13 protein-coding genes are annotated in these 14,393 nt (G+C 62.7%); 4 read left to right on the forward strand and 9 right to left on the reverse strand.

Features of this window, described 5'->3' with window-relative positions; genetic code table 11:
• Position 1: 1 nt before the first annotated feature.
• Positions 2 to 1,183 (reverse strand): L-rhamnose isomerase, encoded by a 1,182-nt coding sequence (gene rhaI, locus ACFX4T_RS18625; RefSeq protein WP_223947100.1) that lies wholly within the window; start codon positions 1,181 to 1,183, stop codon positions 2 to 4.
• Positions 1,180 to 1,581 (reverse strand): L-rhamnose mutarotase, encoded by a 402-nt coding sequence (locus ACFX4T_RS18630; protein ID WP_223947099.1) that lies wholly within the window; start codon positions 1,579 to 1,581, stop codon positions 1,180 to 1,182. Before ACFX4T_RS18630 ends, rhaI begins: the two co-directional genes overlap by 4 nt.
• Before the next feature lie 125 nt (positions 1,582 to 1,706).
• Here ACFX4T_RS18630 and ACFX4T_RS18635 point away from each other — a divergent pair, with 125 nt between their 5' ends.
• The gene (locus tag ACFX4T_RS18635; protein ID WP_216927086.1) at positions 1,707 to 2,723 is read left to right on the forward strand and encodes a LacI family DNA-binding transcriptional regulator; all 1,017 of its coding nucleotides are present in this window, start codon (positions 1,707 to 1,709) and stop codon (positions 2,721 to 2,723) included.
• 69 nt (positions 2,724 to 2,792) lie between these two features.
• Here ACFX4T_RS18635 and ACFX4T_RS18640 read toward each other — a convergent pair whose 3' ends face one another.
• The 7 genes from ACFX4T_RS18640 to xylA all read right to left on the reverse strand — a co-directional run bounded on the left by ACFX4T_RS18640 (position 2,793) and on the right by xylA (position 11,573).
• Entirely contained in the window at positions 2,793 to 3,689 is an 897-nt protein-coding gene (locus ACFX4T_RS18640; protein ID WP_377653234.1) for an aldose 1-epimerase family protein, read from the reverse strand.
• Complete coding sequence (gene araA / locus ACFX4T_RS18645) at positions 3,686 to 5,206, reverse strand: L-arabinose isomerase (protein ID WP_216927090.1); 1,521 nt, start codon at positions 5,204 to 5,206, stop codon at positions 3,686 to 3,688. Before araA ends, ACFX4T_RS18640 begins: the two co-directional genes overlap by 4 nt.
• Positions 5,207 to 5,241: 35 nt before the next feature.
• A complete protein-coding gene (locus ACFX4T_RS18650; protein ID WP_216927092.1) occupies positions 5,242 to 5,949 on the reverse strand; it encodes an L-ribulose-5-phosphate 4-epimerase in 708 nt (235 codons plus the stop codon).
• Positions 5,946 to 7,649: a ribulokinase gene (gene araB, locus ACFX4T_RS18655; RefSeq protein ID WP_377653237.1), complete on the reverse strand. Its 1,704-nt coding sequence runs from the start codon at positions 7,647 to 7,649 to the stop codon at positions 5,946 to 5,948. Before araB ends, ACFX4T_RS18650 begins: the two co-directional genes overlap by 4 nt.
• A 130-nt stretch (positions 7,650 to 7,779) precedes the next feature.
• Positions 7,780 to 8,763 carry a LacI family DNA-binding transcriptional regulator gene (locus ACFX4T_RS18660; RefSeq protein ID WP_377653328.1) on the reverse strand — a complete coding sequence of 328 codons (984 nt, stop codon included), beginning with the start codon at positions 8,761 to 8,763 and terminating at the stop codon, positions 7,780 to 7,782.
• Positions 8,764 to 8,831: 68 nt separating this feature from the next.
• A complete protein-coding gene (gene xylB / locus ACFX4T_RS18665) occupies positions 8,832 to 10,262 on the reverse strand; it encodes a xylulokinase (protein ID WP_377653239.1) in 1,431 nt (476 codons plus the stop codon).
• Between the two features lie 123 nt (positions 10,263 to 10,385).
• Positions 10,386 to 11,573 (reverse strand): xylose isomerase, encoded by a 1,188-nt coding sequence (xylA, locus tag ACFX4T_RS18670; protein WP_216927097.1) that lies wholly within the window; start codon positions 11,571 to 11,573, stop codon positions 10,386 to 10,388.
• Between the two features lie 82 nt (positions 11,574 to 11,655).
• Between xylA and ACFX4T_RS18675 the strand changes: the two genes are divergently transcribed.
• The 3 genes from ACFX4T_RS18675 to ACFX4T_RS18685 all read left to right on the forward strand — a co-directional run bounded on the left by ACFX4T_RS18675 (position 11,656) and on the right by ACFX4T_RS18685 (position 14,380).
• Positions 11,656 to 12,918, forward strand: a complete 1,263-nt coding sequence (locus ACFX4T_RS18675; protein WP_377653330.1) for an ROK family protein — start codon at positions 11,656 to 11,658, stop codon at positions 12,916 to 12,918.
• Between the two features lie 126 nt (positions 12,919 to 13,044).
• A complete protein-coding gene (locus ACFX4T_RS18680) occupies positions 13,045 to 14,160 on the forward strand; it encodes a YihY/virulence factor BrkB family protein (protein WP_216927100.1) in 1,116 nt (371 codons plus the stop codon).
• A complete protein-coding gene (locus ACFX4T_RS18685) occupies positions 14,141 to 14,380 on the forward strand; it encodes a hypothetical protein (protein WP_223947092.1) in 240 nt (79 codons plus the stop codon). The genes ACFX4T_RS18680 and ACFX4T_RS18685 overlap by 20 nt, the downstream gene beginning before the upstream one ends.
• Positions 14,381 to 14,393: the final 13 nt, after the last annotated feature.

Below are 14,393 nucleotides of genomic sequence, written 5' to 3' on the forward strand. Positions count from 1 at the left end.
CTTATGCGCCCCATCCGGCTTGCTGGCCGCCAGCGCGGTCCTCGTTGATCTTCTTCTGGTAGCCGCTGGCCTTGTAGGCAGCGATCGGGTCGGCGGGCAGGCCGCGGGATTCACGCCACTCGGCCAGGACCGGGCGGACATCGGTGTAGAAGGCATCGTTGAAAATGCCGTTTGCGGCCAGGACATCCCCGGCTCGCTGTGCCTCGGACAGTGCGGCAGTATCCACGAGCAGTGCGCGGGCCGTCATTTCCTGGACGTTCAGGACCGAGCGGATCTGACCCGGGATCTTCTCTTCCAGGTTGTGGCACTGGTCCAGCATCAGGGCAACGCCTGAATCCTTGCCGAAGCCGCCGCCGCGGATCACTTCGTGCATGATGCGGAACAGCTGGAACGGATCGGCTGCGCCAACAATGAGATCGTCATCGGCGTAGAAGCGGGAGTTGAAGTCGAAGGATCCCAGCTTGCCCAGGCGCAGCAGCTGCATCACGATGAACTCGATGTTGGTCCCTGGAGCGTGGTGGCCGGTGTCGAGGCAAACGAACGCCTTATCGCCCAGGGCAAGGGTCTGCGCGTAGGAGGTGCCCCAGTCCGGAACATCGGTGTGGTAGAAAGCCGGCTCGAAGAACTTGTACTCCAACACCAGGCGCTGTTCATCACCGAGGGCCGCGTAGATCTCCTGAAGGGATTCCGCGAGGCGGTCCTGCCGGCCGCGCATATCGTCCTGGCCGGGGTAGTTGGTGCCATCGGCCAACCAGATCTTCAGGTCCCTTGATCCGGTGGCATGCATGATCTGGATGCACTCAAGGTGGTGGTCGATCGCACGGCGGCGCACGGACTCGTTGGAGGACGTCAGGGAACCGAATTTGTACTCGTCGTCCTGAAACGTGTTGGAGTTGATGGTGCCCAGTCCAACGCCCAGACCTTCTGCAAACGACCGCAGCGCAGAGTAGTCATCAACCTTGTCCCAAGGAATGTGCAGGGCGACTGTGGGCGCAAGGCCTGTCAGCTCGTGGACCTTGGCGGCGTCGGCGATCTTTTCCTGGACGGTGCGCGGGGTACCGGGTGTGCCGAAGACCTTGAACCGTGTCCCCGAATTTCCGTAGGCCCAGGACGGCACTTCAATGGCCAGTTCTCCCAGGCGGCCCAGGGCCGACTCTGTGGCGGCCGACTCTGTGGTGTTCATGCTTGTTCCTTCTGGTGTCCGGTGGTGGTGTTTGTATGTACTGGGGCGGCGGAGTTTGTGACGCCGTTCGCGGCGGCCAACTGGTCCTCAAGATTGAAAACTTCTTCGACGATTTCGAATCCCTGGTCCGGAGGAAGGTCGCCGTTCGAGAACAGGGTTGCCATCTCGGCCTGCCAGCGGGCGTTGACGTCCGTTAGTGCCATGCGGGCTTGGACCGCCTGGTAGTCATCGCATTCCAGGTATCCGATCAGCTGGCCATCGGAAGCCAGGAAGAGGGAGTAGTTGTTCCATCCCGCGTCCTTGAGGGCGTGCAGCATCTCCGGCCAAACGGCTGCATGCCGGCGCTTGTATTCGTCCATCAACTCCGGCTGGACGGAAGAGCGGAAACAGACCCTCATGTGCGGTTCTCCAGGTCACTCGTCTTTGAATCGTTTCATTTGTTACGATTCAAATTACCCTCGCAAGAAGGAGGGTGTCAAGGCGTTTCCTGCATATCGATGACAACCAGCGGAGATTGGAAAGCATGTCCCAGACAGCGAGCATCAAAGACGTTGCCACCCACGCACAAGTAGCCGTGGGAACTGTTTCCAACGTGCTGAATTATCCGGACCGCGTATCGCAACGGACCAAGGAACGCGTCCTCAAATCCATCGCCGAACTCGGTTTCGTCCGGAACGACGCCGCCCGTCAACTCCGGGCAGGGCAGAGCCGGACCATCGGATTGATCGTGCTGGACGTGGGCAACCCGTTCTTCTCCTCGGTTGCTCGTGCCGCAGAAGATGCGGCTACAGCTCTGGGTAGCGTGGTGTTGGTGGGGGACAGCGGCCAGGATGCTTCCCGTGAAGCGCACTACATGGACCTGTTCCAGGAACAGCGTGTCCAGGGTCTGCTGATCTCGCCTGTAGGGGACGTTGCGGATCGGATCGATACGCTGCGCGAACGTGGCGTGCCAACTGTCCTGGTGGACCAACTCGCCGATACCGACCGGTGCAGCTCAGTTTCGGTGGATGACCAAGAAGGCGGATATCTTGCCGCCCGGCACCTGCTGGACACGGGCCGCCGTCGTCTGGCTTTTGTTGGCACCCCATCAATTCGCCAGGTAGCCAACCGACTCAGCGGCGCGCAACGGGCAGTCGCAGAAGCAGCAGGAGCGACGATTGAGGTCCTGGACTCCGCAGGTCAGACCGTCCTTGCCGGGCGCCAAGTGGGCAACGACCTGGTGGAGCGGGCGCCAGGCGAAAGGCCGGAAGCCGTGTTCTGTTCCAACGACCTCCTGGCGCTCGGCGTTATGCAGTCGTTGACCATGCTCCGGACAGTTAAAATCCCTGAGGACATTGCCCTTATTGGTTACGACGACATCGACTTCGCCGTCTCCGCCGTGGTGCCTTTGTCATCCATCCGCCAGCCCACGGAGGCCTTGGGTCGCACGGCGATCGAGTTGCTGGCGGAGGAGCAGGAAAGCGGCGGAACCAAACACCGGGCCGTGGTGTTCACGCCGGAGCTCGTGGTGCGCCAAAGCACGGCCGGCTCACCCAACTGAGTCGCAGTAGTGCGCGTTATGAGCCTTCAAAACGCGCACTAATGCGACTCAGTTGGGTGCCGCGGGACGTTACAGCGCGTAGATGGTCCAGGTTGCGCTATGCGATGCGCCGGGTTCCAGCCGGATCAGGTCCGTACCACTGTTGAACGAGTCGGGCGGGCAGGTCATCGGTTCCACGGCCAGGCCCAGCCGGTTCGGGAGTGGTGCCGGCTTGTCTGCCGTGTGGATCTGCAGCCACGGGCAGCTTTCGTCCCAGGACATCCCGGCGCCGGTACCCGCCGGGTCCCGCAGGGAAAGCCGCGCCAGCCCGTCGTCGAAGGTAATCCCGGTGAAGGCGTGGTCGATCTCGGTGCCCCCAAGAGAGCGCGGGGTCCGGAAATCGAAAGCGTGGCCCTCAACTGCCACAACACCAACGGGCAGCAGCCTGTCAGGGGTTACCTCAAGGAAGCTATCCGCAGGAAAGTCGAGGACCCACTGATCCAGAGGCGAAGAACCGGCCACCAGATACGGGTGCGGGCACACTCCGTACGGTGCTGGAGCGTCACCAGCGTTGCGGGCAGTTACCCGTGTGTGCAGCCCGGCGTCGTCCAGCACGTACCGGGCCGAAAGCTCCAGTGCGAACGGATAACCCGTGCTCGGCCCCAAGGTGCACGTCAAGGTCAGCGAACCGGCGTCGGACTCCTTCAGGGTCCAGTCGAGCGGGAACGCGAGGCCGTGCAACGATGTGCCCCGGTCCTGTTCGTTGACGGGCAAGTGATGCACCGTGCCATCGAAGCGGTAGGTACCGTCGGCAATCCGGTTGGGCCACGGCGCCGCGATGATTCCCCGGTAATCCGGGATTGCTTCGCCGGCCGCAAAGGGAACCACGAGGTCGCGGCCTTGATACTGCAAGACTCGCAAGGCAGCCGCGCGGGCGGTCACAACAGCCGTGTAACCGCCCGCGCTCAGACTAAATTCGGTGCTCACAGGCCGCCGGCCAGCTTGTAGTAGGCGGCGTTCCAGTTCAGTTCCTTCTTGAACTGTTTGATGGTGGTGTCCTCGTCGATGGTAAGGAGTTCAGTTTTCGCGATTTCGGCGAAGTCCTCGAATACCTCCAGGCCCACCTGCGTGGACAGGACCGTGTGGTGGGCGGCGCCGGCAGTGAGCCAGGCTGCGGCCGACGTGGCGAAGTTGGGCTTGGGCTCCCACAGTGCGCGGGCCACCGGGAGGTTGGGCAGTGGCTGGTCGAGATCCACGACGTCCACCACGTTCGCGACCAGGCGGAACCGATCGCGCATGTCCGAGAGAGCGACCACAATCCCGGGACCGGCGTCCGTATCGAACACCATGCGTACGGGGTCTTCCTTGCCACCAATGCCCAGCGGGTGGATCTCCACACGCGGCTTCTTGGCGGTCAAGGACGGGCAAACCTCGAGCATGTGCGCGCCAAGGATCTTCTCCGAGCCCGGCTCGAGGTGGTAGGTGTAGTCCTCCATGAGCGAAGCCCCGCCGGGCAGGCCCGCGCCCATGACCTTGGCAGCGCGAACCAGGATGGCGGTCTTCCAGTCGCCCTCGGCGCCAAAGCCGTAGCCGTCGGCCATGAGCCGTTGGACTGCCATGCCGGGGAGCTGACGGAGTTCGCCCAGGTCCTCGAACGACGTCGTAAACGCGGCTGAGCCGTTTGCCTCAAGGAAGCTGCGGAGACCGAGTTCGATCCTCGCGCTGTAACGCAGCGATTCGTGGCGCGCACCGTCTTTTTGCAGTTCCGGAACCACCTCGTAAAGGCGCTCATACTCGGCAACCAGGGCGTCCACGTCGGACTCCGCCGCGCCGTGAACGGCATCGGCGAGCTCGTTCACGGACCAGGTGTTGACCGAGACGCCGAAGCGGAGCTCGGCTTCGGTCTTGTCGCCTTCGGTGACGGCGACGTTGCGCATGTTGTCACCGAAACGGGTCAGCTTCAGCGTCCGCACAGCCGCCCAACCGGCCGATGCACGCTGCCAAGCGCCCACCTGGCGGGCGATCTCAGGATTGCTGACATGCCCGACGACGGTCTTCCGCGGCACGCCGAGGCGCGACTGGATATACCCGAATTCGCGGTCGCCGTGGGCTGCCTGATTCAGGTTCATGAAGTCGAAATCGATATCGGCCCAGGGCAGGTCACGGTTGGCCTGCGTGTGCAGGTGCAGGAGCGGCTTGCGCAGGGCGTCCAGGCCCTGGATCCACATCTTGGCCGGGCTGAACGTGTGCATCCAGGCGGTCACGCCGATCACGGAGTCGTTGGAGTTTGCTTCCAGCGCGGTGCGTCGGATGGCGTCGGAATCCGTGAGGACCGGCTTCCAGACGAGTTTGACCGGCACGTCCGAGGAATCGTTGAGGGCGTTGGCAATCTCCTGCGATTGCGAGGCGACCTGCTTGAGGACATCTTCGCCGTAGAGGTGCTGGCTGCCGGTGAGGAACCAGACCTCGTACTGATCAAGGGACGTGTTGTTGGCGCTGGGCATGTTGATGGCTCCTGAAAGTGTGGTGGACGTCCGCTTTAGCGGCCGTAGACGTTTTGGTAGCGGTTGTAGAGCGAGTCGATTTTCGCCTGGTCAATGGGGAGGGGTTCGCCGAGTTGTCGCGATACGTGCACCGTCTTTGCCACTTCCTCGCACATCACGGCTGCCTTCACCGCGGACCGTGCGTCCTTGCCGATGGTGAAGGGCCCGTGGTTCTGCATGAGCACGGCGGGGGAGTGGGAGTTCTTGAGGGTCTCCACGATTCCCTGTCCGATCGAATCGTCTCCGATCAGCGCGAACGGGCCTACAGGGATCGGACCGCCGAATTCGTCGCCCATCATCGTCAGCACGCAGGGGATCTCCTCGCCACGGGCAGCCCAGGCGGTGGCATAGGTGGAATGGGTGTGCACCACACCGCCAACCTCGGGCATGTGCCGGTAGACGTAGGCATGCGCTGCAGTGTCGGAGGACGGCGAGAGGTCCGGGTTGCCCCAGTCAACAGTTCCGCCGCTTCCGATGTTGATGCCCCTGACAGGAGTCCCATAGAGGTCCGTGACCACCATTTGCTCCGGCGTCAGCTCGTCATAGGAGACACCGGAGGGCTTGATGACCATGAGGTCGTAGCCAGGGATCCGGCCGGAGACGTTGCCCGCAGTCCAGACAACCAGCTTGTAGCGGGTCAGCTCGGCGTGCAGTTCGCAGACTTCGCGCCGGACTTTCGCGATGGTTTCCAAGAGGGTGCTCATGCGTTGACCCCTTCTGTGATGGCGGTGTGGGCAGCGCGCTGAATTGCCTTCAGGCGGTGCATGACGCTGTTGGTCCCGCGGCCGAAGTAGTCGTGCAGGGTGCGGTATTCCTGGAAAAGTGCCTCGTAGGCCCTGACATTTTCGGGGATCGGCGTGTAGACCGCACCCGGGGCAGCTGCCATGGATGCTGCGGCTTCGCGGATGTCCTCGTACTTCCCGGCAGCTACTGCGGCGTGGATTGCCGAGCCGAGTGCGGGTCCCTGCTCCGAGCCGATGGTCGACAACTGGAGCCCCGTGATGTCTGCGTAGACCTGCATCAGGAACTTGTTCTTCAAGAGCCCGCCGGCCACGATGAACTCCTTGACCGGTACTCCCGAATCACGGAATGCATCCACGATGGTCCGGGTGCCGAAGGCCGTGGCCTCCAGCAGTGCGCGGTAGGTGTCCTCTGGCTTCGTGGCAAGTGTCTGGCCCACTACGACGCCGGAGAGTTCGTGGTCCACCAGCACTGAGCGGTTGCCTGAGTGCCAGTCCAGGGCAATCAGGCCGTGCTCGCCGATTGCCTGTTTCTCTGCGAGTTCGGTGAGGTATTCGTGGATGCCCAAGCCTTTGGCGGCTGCGGCTTGGTGGTAGTGAGGGGGGACGCCGTTCTTGGTGAACCAACCGAAGATATCGCCAACTCCGGACTGCCCGGCTTCATAGCCCCACAATCCGTCCACGATGCCGCCGTCCACAACGCCGCACATGCCCGGGACTTCACGCAGGACGTCACCGTTCATGACGTGGCACGTGGAGGTGCCCATGATGGCAACCAGTTGCCCCGGCTCAACTGCGTTGGCTGCAGGGGCGCTGACGTGGGCATCCACATTGCCCACGGCTACTGCAATTCCCGCAGGCAAGCCGGTCCAGGCGGCAGCCTCTTCCGTAAGGTAGCCTGCGGCGTCGCCCAAGCGGCCGATGGTGTGCTCCAGCTTTTCCGAAACGAAGCCCTTGAAGTCCGGGTTCAGCGCGGTGAGGAAATCCTCCGAAGGGTACTTACCGTCTTGGTAGATGCCCTTGTAGCCAGCGGTGCAGGCATTGCGTACATAGCTGCCGCACAACTGCCAGACGATCCAGTCGGCTGCCTCAACCCAGTGATCCATGGCGCCGTAAACTTCGGGGTCTTCCTCAAGCAGCTGCAAGCCCTTGGCGAACTCCCATTCCGAGGAGATCAGGCCACCATACCGGGGAAGCCATGCCTCTCCGCGTTCCTCGGCGAGCTTGTTAATGCGGTCGGCCTGTGGCTGCGCGGCGTGGTGACGCCACAGCTTGACGTAGGCGTGAGGGCGGTCCGCGAAGCGTTCCAGTTCGTTCAGCGGAGTGCCGTCCGCCGTCGTCGGGACCATGGTGCAAGCGGTGAAGTCCGTAGCGATGCCCACCACGTGGCCTGGGTTGATGCCGGCATCGGCGACGGCGGCCGGAACCGCGTTGCGCAGGACGTCGCGGTAGTCGTTGGGCACTTGGAGCGCCCAGTCGGCGGGCAGCCGCTGACCGGTTGTCGGCAGCCGGTCGGACACAACGGCGTGCGGATATTCGAACACGCCGCTGCCGAGCTCGGCACCGTCCGAGACACGCACGACGACGGCGCGACCGGACAGGGTGCCGTAGTCCACGCCGATGACGAACTGCTCGTCGAGCGGGAGGTTTTCAGTGGTATTCATGGGGTCTCCATCCGGCTGGCCAAGGCCTCATTGCCGGGGGTCGGGGTGGAAGAAACGAAGAAGGTCTGATGCAATTGTTAGCGCTCACAACTTTGATGTCAAGAGCGGACCGGAGAACTGCACGCTTGGGTTAGCTTGAGACGGGCGCCGTCGTGGCTCGGACAACAAGGCGGGGCTTCACGGTCACTGGCGTACCCGTAGCGCCGGTCTCCAGACGATCAAGCAGCAAACCGATGCAACGCTCGCCGAGTTCCTCAAAGTCCTGGGCCACGGTAGTCAGCGGCGGGATGAAGTAAGCGGCTTCGGGTTGATCGTCGAAGCCCACAACACTGATATCGGCAGGGACGCGCACACCGGCTTCATGGAACGCCCGGAGCACCCCGAGGGCCATTTGGTCGTTGGCGACGAACAGGGCCGTCATGGAACGTTCAGCGGCGATTTTCAGGCCCTCGAGGTAGCCGCACTCAGCGCTCCAGTCGCCTTCGATCAGGGCAGCTGGTTCCAGACCGGCCTTACGCAAGGCGTCCCGCCAACCCTCGGTGCGGGCAACTGCGTCAATCCAATCAGCGGGCCCGGAAAGATGCCCGATGTGCTTGTGCCCCAGTTCAAGGAGGTGCTGGACGGCCAGCCGCGCTCCCTCGCGCTGGTCCACGGTGGCGCCGCTGAGGTGCTCGTCGCCGACAGAGCCCACTGCCACCAGCGGTACCTGAGCGGTGATGTCCTTGAGGACATCAAAGGTCCCGGGGTGCGGCACTGTCACAACGATCCCGTCCACCCCTTGGTCCATGAAATGCGCCATAGCGTCCTTGATGGTCTCCGGCGTGACTTCCCGCAAGCCCGCGACACTGACAAAGTAGCCCGCATCCCTGGCCGCCTGCTGCACTCCGAGGAGGGTGTGGGACGGGCCGTACTGCGCCAACTCGCTTCCCAGGACGCCGATGGTCTGGGAGCGCCGGGTCACCAGGCTGCGTGCAGCGGTGTTGCGGCGGTATCCAAGTTCAGTGATGGCCTGCTCGACGCGCTCCCGGGTCTTCGTGCTCACGTTGGGGTGGTTGTTCAGAACACGGGACACGGTTTGGTGGGAAACGCCTGCAACGCGGGCGACGTCTTCCATGACAGGAGGCCTGCTTGGTGCGGATTGTTCAGTGCTCACCCTGTCACGATAGAGCACCGGCGCGGTGATCAGCCCATGGCCGCCTTGGCCGCGTAGTGGCGGTACCTCGTCAGGAACGCGGGCGTCCCGGAAGTCTTCGGCGCAGCAACCTCGATTCCTTCAAGGGGCCAATCGGGCAGCTTTCCCGTGAGGACGCCAGCTGCTTGCCGTGCAGCGCCGTCTGCTACATACTCCCCGGGAGCAGGCACGAACACCTGCAATCCGAAGACCTCCGCAGCAACCTGCTGCACAGCCTCGGACTGGGCGCCGCCGCCCACCAAGATGATGCGCCGGGCCGACACGCCTTGAGATTGCAGGGCGGCGAGGCCATCGGCCAAGGAGCACAACACACCTTCGACGGCGGCCCTGGCCAGGTTGGCTGGCGTGTAGTTGGAAACCGTAAGCCCGTGGAGGGAGCCTGTGGCATCCGGAAGATTGGGCGTCCGTTCCCCTTCAAAGTACGGCACCAAGGTTAAGCCGCCGGCTCCTTCCGCAGCGGACAGGGCAAGCTTGCCGAATTCCGGCAAATCCACCCCGAGCAATGCTGCCGTGGCATCGAAAATCCGGGTGGCGTTGAGGGTACAGGCAAGAGGCAGGTAGTTTCCTGTGGCATCGGCGAACCCTGCCACCAAGCCACTTGGGTCCTGGGAAGGGACGGCCGATACAGCGAAAACGGTGCCTGACGTGCCGATCGAAATAACAACATCCCCCACTGCCGCGCTGACGCCCAGACCCGCTGCGGCGTTATCGCCTGCGCCGGGCCCGATCAAGGCGCCGCCCGGCGTCTTGCCGGATGCTTCCAAAGGCCCGACGACGGCCGGCAGCACCGGGACATGGCCGAGGGTGCCTTTCAGGACTTCCGGAAAGTATTCGCCCGTTCTGGACGAGAAGTATCCTGTCCCGGAAGCATCGGACCGATCTGTGCGGAGCAGCTCCAACGAGGACGGCCCTGTGCCTGGCCCATGGCCGGCCAAACGCCACGACAACCAATCATGGGGAAGGCAAACGGCCGAAGTGCGCCGGGCATTTTCCGGTTCGTTTCGAGCCAGCCACCGAAGTTTGGTGGCCGTCAGGGATGCCACGGGCACGGTTCCCGTGCTGGCTGCCCAATACGCGGCCCCGGCCGCGGCATCGCCTTGGCCCGCTTCGAGGATCAACTCTTCGGCGTCCAGAGCGGATCGGGTGTCATTCCACAGCAGCGCGGGGCGGACCACGTTTCCTGATTCGTCCAGGCACACCATTCCATGCTGCTGGCCCCCGATCGAAACAGCATCGACGTCGTCCAAGCCACCAGCCTGGCTGATGGCTTCCTGGAGGGCAGTCCACCAGTGATCTGGATGGACCTCGGTGCCTTCAGGGTGTGAAGCGCGCCCCTGCCGCACCAGGGCACCTGTGTCTGAGTCCCTGATGACCACCTTGCAGGACTGGGTGGAGCTGTCGATCCCGGCTACGAGAGGCATGCGTTTGTTCCTTTACGGACTGTTCCTTGTGGACGCTTCTTTGCGGACCGTCGCCGGGACTGGCAGTCCGGAAAACAAGGAACCTGGTGTGGTCCCGGCGACGGAATTGCGAATGGCTGATCTTTAGCGCGCGCCCAGAAGGTGCTCGATGGCCAGCTGGTTGAGGCGTACGAACGCGAACGAGCGCTCGGCGGCCTTGTCGGCGTCGAACGTTTCGAAGGAACTGGCGTCAGCCAAAAGGTCAGCAGTAGTTTCGCCGGCATTCAATGTGGGCTCGCCGAGCTCGAACACGCCCGAGGTGGTCAGCGCTTCCTGAACCTCCGGATCGGCACGGAAAGCGAGGGCGCGTTCCTTCAGGAGCAGGTACATGGACATGTTGGACTTGGCCGATTCCCATACGCCGTCGTAACCGTCGGTGCGGGAGGGCTTGTAGTCGAAGTGGCGGGGACCATCGTACTTGGGTCCGCCGTTGGGGAAGCCATTCTCCAGGAGGTCCACCGTAAAGAAGGCGCTGGTGAGGTCGCCATGGCCGAAGACGAGGTCTTGGTCGTACTTGATCCCACGCTGGCCGTTGAGGTCGATGTGGAAGAGCTTGCCGGCCCAGAGGGCTTGGGCAATACCGTGGGTGAAGTTCAGGCCCGCCATTTGCTCGTGGCCGGTCTCCGGGTTGAGGCCAACAATGTCACCGTGTTCCAGCTGGGCGATGAACGCAAGGCCGTGGCCAACAGTCGGCAGGAAGATATCGCCGCGGGGCTCGTTGGGCTTGGGTTCCAGGGCAATCCGCAGACCGTAGCCCTTCTCCTTGATGTAGCCGGCGGCGGTGTCCACGCCTTCCTTCATACGGTCCAACGCCGCGGAGAGATCCTTGGAGCCGTCGTACTCGCTGCCTTCGCGGCCGCCCCACATCACGAACGTCTCGGCGCCGAGTTCAGCGGCGAGGTCGATGTTGCGAAGGATCTTGCTCAGGGCAAAGCGTCGGACGGAGCGGTCGTTGGAGGTAAATCCGCCGTCCTTGAAAACGGGGTGGCTAAACAGGTTGGTGGTAACCATCGGAACCTTGAGGCCCGTTTCGGCCAAAGCTCCCTTGAAGTTCTTCAGGATAAGGTCGCGCTCGGAGGCGCTGGCGTCAAAGGGGACAAGGTCGTTGTCGTGGAAAGTGATGCCGTAGGCGCCGAGTTCACTGAGCTTATGAACCGCTTCAATCGGGTCCAGGGCTGCCCGGGTTGCAACGCCGAAGGGATCGGCGCCTGTCCATCCCACTGTCCAAAGGCCAAACGTGAAGCGGTCCTGGGGAGTTGGCTGCGGGGTCATTGTTGCTCCTTTGCAAGGCGGCGGGGAGGCCATGGATAAAAAGCGCTCCAATTAGTTTTCAATCTGAACTATATGGGGGATGATGGATCATGGTCAATGGAAGCCAGCAAAAATCTTTCAAGCCCTTGAGGAGGCTGCCAGAGTGAATGAGCAAGCGGCCCCGGGGCGCGTAGGTGACGTCCGCCGTCGAAATCTTTCGCTTGTCCTGGATTCGATCGCCCGCAACGGCGATGCCAAGCCCAGCCGCGCACAAGTAGCGGCTGGAACGGGGCTGACCAAGGCGGCAGTATCGAGTTTGGTGGCTGATCTCGTGGAGTCGGGCCTCGTCTCCGAGGTAGGCCTGTACCGCGATGGGGAGCGGGGACGGCCGGGCCAAGGCCTCGAGCTTAGCTCCCGCCGAGGTGTCGTCGGTATGGAAATCAACGTCGACTATTTGGCTGTGGGCTTGGTGGATCTCGGTGGGAGCCTGCGTTTCAGTTCCACGGTGGAGTCCCGCAACCGCGGACTCAAGCCGGGTGCCGTCATGGAGAAACTGGGTGAACTGGCCAGTCAGGCGAAAGCCGCAGCCACCTCTGCCGGCATCACCATCCTCGGTGGCGGACTTGCGGTTCCGGGCCTGGTTGATGAGCAACGCAACATCGTCCTGTCCGCTCCAAACCTCCATTGGGAGCACGAGCAATTGAATCCACAGGCGTTGCTGGAAGACGCGCCGCTGGGTGTCAGGCTGTCCAATGAGGCAAACAGTGCTGCGCTCGGTGAGCTTTGGTACGGCGACGGCCCCGCGGACTTCCTCTACGTTTCCGGTGAAGTCGGCGTTGGTGGTGGGGTCATCATCGGTTCTGAGCTCTACACGGGACCTGGCGGTTCCGCCGGCGAACTGGGCCACATCGTGGTGCATCCCGAAGGGCCCTCATGTTCCTGTGGAGGGGTTGGCTGCTTGGAAACATTCGCTGGCCAGGAAGCTATTTTTGAAGCTGCCCGCATCCCGGAGGGTTCTCTTGGCAGGCGGACCGAACTGCTGCTCGCAGCCTTGGCCGCCGATGAGCCGCATGCCAAGCGTGCAGTTCGTGACGCCGGACGGTATCTGGGCATCGCGCTCGCTTCTTCTGCGCGTCTGATGGACATCGAGGCCGTGGTGCTCGGGGGCCATTTTGCCGTCCTCGCCGATTGGCTGAAACCGGCAGTGCTGTCGAGTTTGGAAAGGTATGCGCCGGGGCTGCTGGAGCCGGAAAGCCTGACCGTTTCCCGGTTGGAGCACTCCGGGACGCTGCTGGGCGCAGCGGGTCAAGTGATCCGCGCGGTCATTGAATCGCCGTTCGAATTCATCCTGGGCAAACCCGCGTAGGGCATCTTTCGCGGGGAGGGGGTTTCCGGGATTCTCTGCGGCTGGTCCTTCCATGCGAATCATCAGCATGCTTACTATTAAGTGGTCAGTTTGTTCGCGCATGCTCAACCCACGAACAGGTGCCCCATGACTACTCAAAACTCAGCACACACCAGCACAGCGAAGGCAGGCAGCGCTCCCGCCCCTGAAGACGACCGCAAACCGGATAGTCTCAACGACCTGGTGAAACCCACGTGGATGTATATCGCCAAGAGGACGCTGCGGGAATTCGGTAAGGACCAATGTCCTGACGCCGCTGCCGGCCTCACGTACTACGCCGTGCTCTCCCTTTTCCCGGCGCTTCTAGCGTTGGTTTCCCTCATCGGGATCTTTGGCGACGCCGGGAAAACCACCAACGCGTTGCTGGACATCGTGCAGCAGTTCGCTCCAGGGCCCGGTGTTGACGCCATGCGGCAGCCCATCGAGGAACTGACGCGCTCCAACGCGGCGGGCTTTGCACTCGCCCTCGGCATCTTGGTGGCATTGTGGTCGGCCTCCGGGTACACAACGGCCTTCAGTAGGGCGATGAACCGCGTGTACGAAGTGGACGAAGGCCGCGGCTTCGTCAAACTGCGCGGCACGATGCTCGCCGTTACCGTCGTCGCGCTTGTGGGCGCGGCACTGGCCGCCACGATGCTTGTCCTGAGCGGACCGGTGGCCGAGGCTATCGGTAAGGCAATCGGAATGTCGGACACGATCCTGACCGTGTGGAACATCGCTAAGTGGCCAGTCCTGATCGTGCTGGTTGTCATTGTCATCGCAGTGCTCTACTACTTCACCCCCAACGTCAAACAGCCCAAGTTCCGTTGGATGAGCCCGGGGTCCCTCATTGCACTGGTGATTTTTGCCCTGGCATCCCTGGGCTTTGGTTTCTACGTTGGCAACTTCAGCAATTACAACAAGACCTATGGAACGCTGGCGGGCGTCATCATCATGCTGCTATGGCTGTGGATCCTGAATATGTCGCTGCTTTTCGGCGCGGAATTTGACGCCGAAATGGAACGCGGGCGGCAATTGCAGGGAGGAATTGAAGCCGAAGAGAGCATCCAACTCCCGCCGAAGGATACCAAGCGCAGCGATAAGCAGCAGAAGCAGGAAGACGAGGTTATCCGCCGCGGGGAGGAACTTCGGGAGAACTACGGAGACGAAACACGCTCCAACGAAGCCCAGGAACGAAGCGCAGATGCCGAAGACAAGAAGTGAAGCCCAGGGCGACAACGGGTTGGGTGCCACCCGCAGGAAGCTCAAGTCTGTTCGCGACGGTGACAGGGTGGAAATCCACGGTGAGGTTTTCCGCGTCAGCTCCGTCCAGCCGGAGGGTGGAACCCGAAATATCCGGGTGGAGTTACAAGCCAACGACGGCGGCACTCTCACCTTGATCGGTGTTCCGCGCGCCGAGGTCCACGTGCCCGCCAACCTGTAGCCGGGCTGAGGTT

This window comes from Paenarthrobacter sp. YIM B13468, assembly GCF_042788025.1.
Lineage (GTDB): Bacteria > Actinomycetota > Actinomycetes > Actinomycetales > Micrococcaceae > Arthrobacter > Arthrobacter aromaticivorans.